Source organism: Protofrankia sp. CiP1_Cm_nod3 (assembly GCF_982290655.1).
This window is the reverse complement of sequence record NZ_CEVIVD010000137.1, coordinates 5774-10683: the sequence shown is the minus strand read 5'-3', so window position 1 is coordinate 10683 and position 4910 is coordinate 5774. Positions and strand designations below refer to the sequence as shown.

Annotated in this window: 4 protein-coding genes and 1 pseudogene; 3 read left to right on the top strand and 2 right to left on the bottom strand. The window is 70.3% G+C overall.

Annotated elements, in window-relative coordinates; genetic code table 11:
• Positions 1–3: 3 nt before the first annotated feature.
• Complete coding sequence (locus tag AC5LUJ_RS19810; RefSeq protein WP_493465486.1) at positions 4–621, bottom strand: SCO family protein; 618 nt, start codon at positions 619–621, stop codon at positions 4–6.
• 978 nt (positions 622–1599) lie between these two features.
• On the opposite strand from AC5LUJ_RS19810, the gene AC5LUJ_RS19805 reads away from it, so the two are divergent.
• Both AC5LUJ_RS19805 and AC5LUJ_RS19800 read left to right on the top strand, forming a co-directional pair.
• The gene (locus tag AC5LUJ_RS19805; RefSeq protein ID WP_250287192.1) at positions 1600–1989 is read left to right on the top strand and encodes a DUF3618 domain-containing protein; all 390 of its coding nucleotides are present in this window, start codon (positions 1600–1602) and stop codon (positions 1987–1989) included.
• Positions 1990–2449: 460 nt separating this feature from the next.
• A pseudogene (locus AC5LUJ_RS19800) lies at positions 2450–2842 on the top strand (Fur family transcriptional regulator); the annotation flags it as partial.
• 207 nt (positions 2843–3049) lie between these two features.
• Here the strand turns inward: AC5LUJ_RS19800 and AC5LUJ_RS19795 are convergent.
• Entirely contained in the window at positions 3050–4051 is a 1002-nt protein-coding gene (locus tag AC5LUJ_RS19795; protein WP_250290371.1) for a lysylphosphatidylglycerol synthase transmembrane domain-containing protein, read from the bottom strand.
• A gap of 416 nt (positions 4052–4467) precedes the next feature.
• On the opposite strand from AC5LUJ_RS19795, the gene AC5LUJ_RS19790 reads away from it, so the two are divergent.
• Positions 4468–4910 (top strand): glutathione peroxidase (locus AC5LUJ_RS19790; protein WP_493465485.1); only part of this gene is annotated, 443 nt, incomplete at its 3' end.

Genomic DNA, 4910 nt, shown 5'->3' with positions numbered 1-4910 from the left:
GTTTCATGTTGTCTTCCCCGTATTGGCCAGAATCGGAAGATCGTGCGCGTAGTCGGCGACCTGGGTGCCCGCAAGGTAGACGGCCCTGGCCCGGTCGTCCGCGGTGAAGGCCATGACCTGTGTGCCGTGCGTGACGGTGAAGATCCCGCTGGGCTGGCGTACCGGATCCGCCAGCGGGATGCCGAGCGCGTCCGCCTGCGCGCGTATCTGCGCCAGGGTGCCCCGTACGCCGATGAAGGACGGGTCGAACTGGCTCAGCCAGCGGTCGAGCACCTCGCCGGTGTCCCGTTCGGGATCGGTGGTGACGAACACCGTGGCGATCCGTGACCGGACAGATGCCGGCACCGTGTCGAGGGCCGCGGCGATGTCGGCCATCGTTGTCGGGCAGACGTCCGGGCAGCGGGTGTAGCCGAAGAACAGCAGGGTGACCTTCCCGGCCGTCCGGGAGCGCAGGTCGAACGGGGCGCCGGCGGTGTCGGTCAGGTTCAGCGCGGGCTTGTCGACCGGTTGTGCGAGCGCTGTGCCGCGCAGCTCGTTGACCGGCCCCGAGTCGTCCACGATCGTGACCGCGGACCCGGTCCCGGACGAACAGCCGGCCAGGACGAGCGCGAACGCCACCACCAGCGGCACCGCGAACAGGCGGCGACAGCGGGCCGGGCCCCAGCGGGCGGGAGGACGCGGACGGCTCCCGCCGGATCCTCCACCAGGCGGATCGGTGCCAGGGCGGACCCCCGCCGCGCTGCCGGCGCCGTCGCCGTCGCCGGCAGCTCCGCTGACGACTTCTCCTCCATCTTGCGATGCACGCACCCGGGCCTCGCTCCTCGATGCTCCTCGATCCATACCCTTACGGCCGGACGGCTCCTTACGTGGACTGACGGATAAGCCCCGCCGCTCGGTTCCACCTCCGGCCATGTCGGACGCCCGGAGCCGGACCGCCCGGGCCCGGACGCCCGAGGCCGGACGCCCGGGCCGCGGGCCGCGGGTAGAACGATCGCACGCGCCGGTGTGCCGCCGTGGGACGGGCGCTTCCGACCGTAAGCCACCGGTATCCGCCGGCGCCCGCTGGTATCCGCCTGTGCCGGCCGGTGCGGGCGCTGCCCCGGCCGGCCCTCGTCGGGATCTTCGGCGACGTGGGACGGCGGTCTGGTGACGGTACGCGACCGGCTTCTCCGGCAACGATCTCCGATGACGCGGGGACGGTGATCCGGCACGGGTGAGCTCGGCCGCTCGGCCGCTGTTTTGCCGCGCATCCGGGCGGCCCTTCTGGCACGATCGTCGTCAGATCCTGACGTCGTCCTGGCGTCGATGCCGTCGCTCATGGTCATCATATGGTGTGATTAATGTTATATCCGGCATGTTCCGGCGAATATCCTGGTACGCCTGGACGGCTATCCGGTGGGATGTGGGAGAGGGCTCGACGGTGGTGTTCTGTCCGGGTCGACGACAACTCCATTGACCGTCCATTGACCGCGACGCCGTGCCGCTGACGACGGCGTTGTCGGTCCGGCGAAGCCGACGTGGTACATTCAGGAAGCGCCGGTGAAGATCCAGACAGATATGCCCAGGCAGTCATCGCGCGTGGAGGAAAGGGCGACATCGGTGCCGCAGGACCCGGCTGCGATTCAGCAGCAGATCGAGAATACCCGCGCCGAGCTCGCGGTCACCCTGGACGCCATCGCCGATCTCGTGAGCCCCAGGCGGGTGGCTGAGCGGACAGGCGAGCAGATCAGGGGCAGGGTCGCCGAGCTGCGCCAGAAGGTGATCGCGAACGGCTTCGGTGGCCCGCCCGCCATCACCACGGACTCCACCGCCACCGGCAACGGCTACGGCACCCCGGCCGACAGGCGGGAGCTGTCCGCCGGCCTTGACGCAGGCCCGGTTGTGCAGCGCGTCATCCGATGGAACAGGGTGGCTGCCGCCGGGGGTGTGCTGGTGCTGCTCGTCGGCGTTCGCCGCCGCAGGCGCCGCCGCCGCGCATACGCTCTGTGATGTTCCGCGGTGTCCCGCGGGAGCGGGCACTGTCTCGCCCACGCCGTACACGGCATGGCGTACGGCGTAGTCCCAGACAATACTGGATAGTTCTGGAATAATGCCGGAAAAGCTTATGCCTGCTGCCGGCGAGATTTCGCCGACAGCAGGCGCGCGGCTCGGGCGACGGACCGGCGCGGGTCTGAAGCGGTGCCGTGCCGGCGGTTTCGTGCCGGCGGTTTCAGGCCGGTTCTCCGTGCTGATCATCCCGTACGAGCTCCCGTGTTTCGGGCCCGCCCGTGCCGAGCGTGTTATTCCGCGCTGTACGGGTTGCCGGCCCGCCTGATTTCCCATGGTTCCCGTCGTTGCCGTGATGCCTGCCGGCCGGGGGTTCCCAGCCGTCCGCGCTTTCGGTGAGCCGCCGTCCGCCGCTTTGTTCACGGTGTAACGTCCATGTTCGCGTGGCCCATATAAGGATGGCGTGCCGTCCACGTCGCCCGGGATTTCCGCCGCTCGTGGCCAGCCGGTGGCCGGTGCGCGGCGGAATGCCCGTCCAGCTCGCGGACCTGGCTTTGACTCATTCGTAGACTTGACTTGTTCCAGACGGCGGCGAAAGCTGGCCGGTGTGAACAGTGAGGACGCCGCCGGGCAGTTGCGGTCGGCCGGGTTACGGGTGACCGCGCCCCGGCTGGCGGTGCTCGCGTCCCTGGCCGAGGGAGCACACCTGAGTGTGGAGACGATCGCTCAGGATGCGCGTGCCCGGCTCGGCTCGCTGTCGCTACAGGCCGTGTACGACAACCTGGACGTGCTCGCCGCCGCCGGGCTGGTGCGCCGGTTCGAACCGGCGGGCCACCCGGCCCGGTTCGAGCTGCGGGTCGGTGACAACCACCACCACCTCGTCTGCCGGGAGTGCACGGCCGTCTACGACGTCGACTGCGTGATCGGCGCCCGGCCGTGCCTGTCGCCGTCGGACGACCACGGTTTCGTCATCGACGAGGCCGAGGTGACCTTCTGGGGGATCTGCGCCGACTGCCAGGCCAGGGCCACCGTCGGCGAGCGCCCACCTGCCGCGGCCGGAGGCCTACAGGATGCCGCGGCGGCGCAGGACGGTCAGGGCGGCGATGCCGGGGAGGACGGGGAGCCAGTAGCTGATCAGCCGGTACACCAGGACGGCCGCGAACATGGACACGGCGTCGCCGCCGGCGGCGGTGAGGCCGATGGCGAGGGCGGGCTCGAGCGCGCCGATGTTGCCCGCGGTGGGTACCGCCCCGGCCACCACCGCGCCTACCAGGTAGATGGTCGCTACCGATAGTAGTGATATGGAGCCGCCGAACGCCCAGACGCAGGTGGCCAGCGCCACGATCTGGGTCACCTTGGTGGCCGCGGCCGACAGCAGCAGCACGGCGGTGCGCCGTGGGGAGCGCGCGAGCAGCGTCAGATGCCGGCCCGCGCCGCGCAGGGCCGGCCCGAGCCGGCCGCGGACGCGCGGGCGGGTGCCGGCCGCGACGCACCCGACCAGGCACAGCGCGACACCGCCGAGGGCGGGCCCGGAGCCGACGTTCGCCGTGACCGACCTGATGGGCGCGCTCAGCGTGTCCTGCGTGCCCGAACCGCCGACCAGCGCGGCGGTGAGCGCGATCCCGCCCACATGGGCCAGGGCAAACGCGATCTTGATGGCGGCCACTGCGCTCAGGCAGGCCGAGCAGGCCAGCTTCTGGCGTTCCAGGTAGCGGGCGTTCACGGCGATCGCGCCCAGGCCCGCCGGCAGCACCCGGTTGGCCGCCGCCGCGGCCAGCTGCACCGCCACCGCCGTGCGCAGCCGCAGCGGCAGCCCGCTGGCCGCCCGCAGGGCCAGGCCGTTGGCCAGGAAGAAGCAGGACGAGGCGAGCCCGCACGCCACCAGCCACGGCCAGGTCGGCACGGGGACGCTGGACAGCCTCGCCCCGACCTCCGTCCGGAACCTCATGGCCAGCATGACGATCATCGCGACGGCGACGGCGAACGCGACCAGCGTCCAGGGATGACGCAGCCAGCCCATCCGCAGGCGAGGGCGCAGCGCTCCGGGCAGTGTGAGCGAACTCACCGCCTGCTCGCCGGACAGGCCTGACAGCGGTGAAGGTGTAACCTGCCGTAGCGTAATGGCGACCGGCTGTGCGGTAACGACGGCGCTGCCGTCGACTGTCGCCCTTGCGGGGGCTGCCGTCGCGGTAGCTGCCCGGCTGGGCGTCATGGCGCCAACAGTAGATCGGAATTCATAACGGATGCTGAACAACGTACATCCTGTGATGGGATCTTCTGCCACCTGCCCGTCGGACGGGGGATGGCAGCAACCGGCCAGGTGGCCGTTTCATGCGGGTACGGAACAGAACCGGCGGCGGCCGGCTTGCACGCAGAGGCGCGTCATGTCGTCCGAAAATGGCGTGCACCGGTAATCCGCCGTCGGGTGACCGGGATCACAGGAACCAGCGAAACCTTCAGCATCCGAGGAAAGGCAGGACCGTGACAGATCTGCGTGACCTACCGGTAACGACCCTCGCTGGCGAGAAGACGACCTTTGGCGCGTTGACGGACGGACGTGCCGCGCTCGTCGTCAACGTGGCAAGCCGCTGCGGCCTCACCCCGCAGTACGCCGGCCTGGAGAAACTGCACGAGGAGCTCGCCGGCCGCGGATTCACCGTGATCGGTTTTCCGAGCAACCAGTTCGGCAGGCAGGAGCCGGGGACCGCGGAGGAGATCGCGGCCTTCTGCTCGACGACCTACGGGGTGACGTTCCCGCTGAGCGCGAAGATCGAGGTCAACGGTGAAGGCCGTGACCCGGTGTACGCCGAGCTGACCCAGGCCGCCGACGCGGAGGGCCGGAGCGGCGACATCACCTGGAACTTCGAGAAGTTCGTGGTCGCGTCGGACGGCAAGGTCGCCGCCCGCTTCGGCCCGCGCACGGA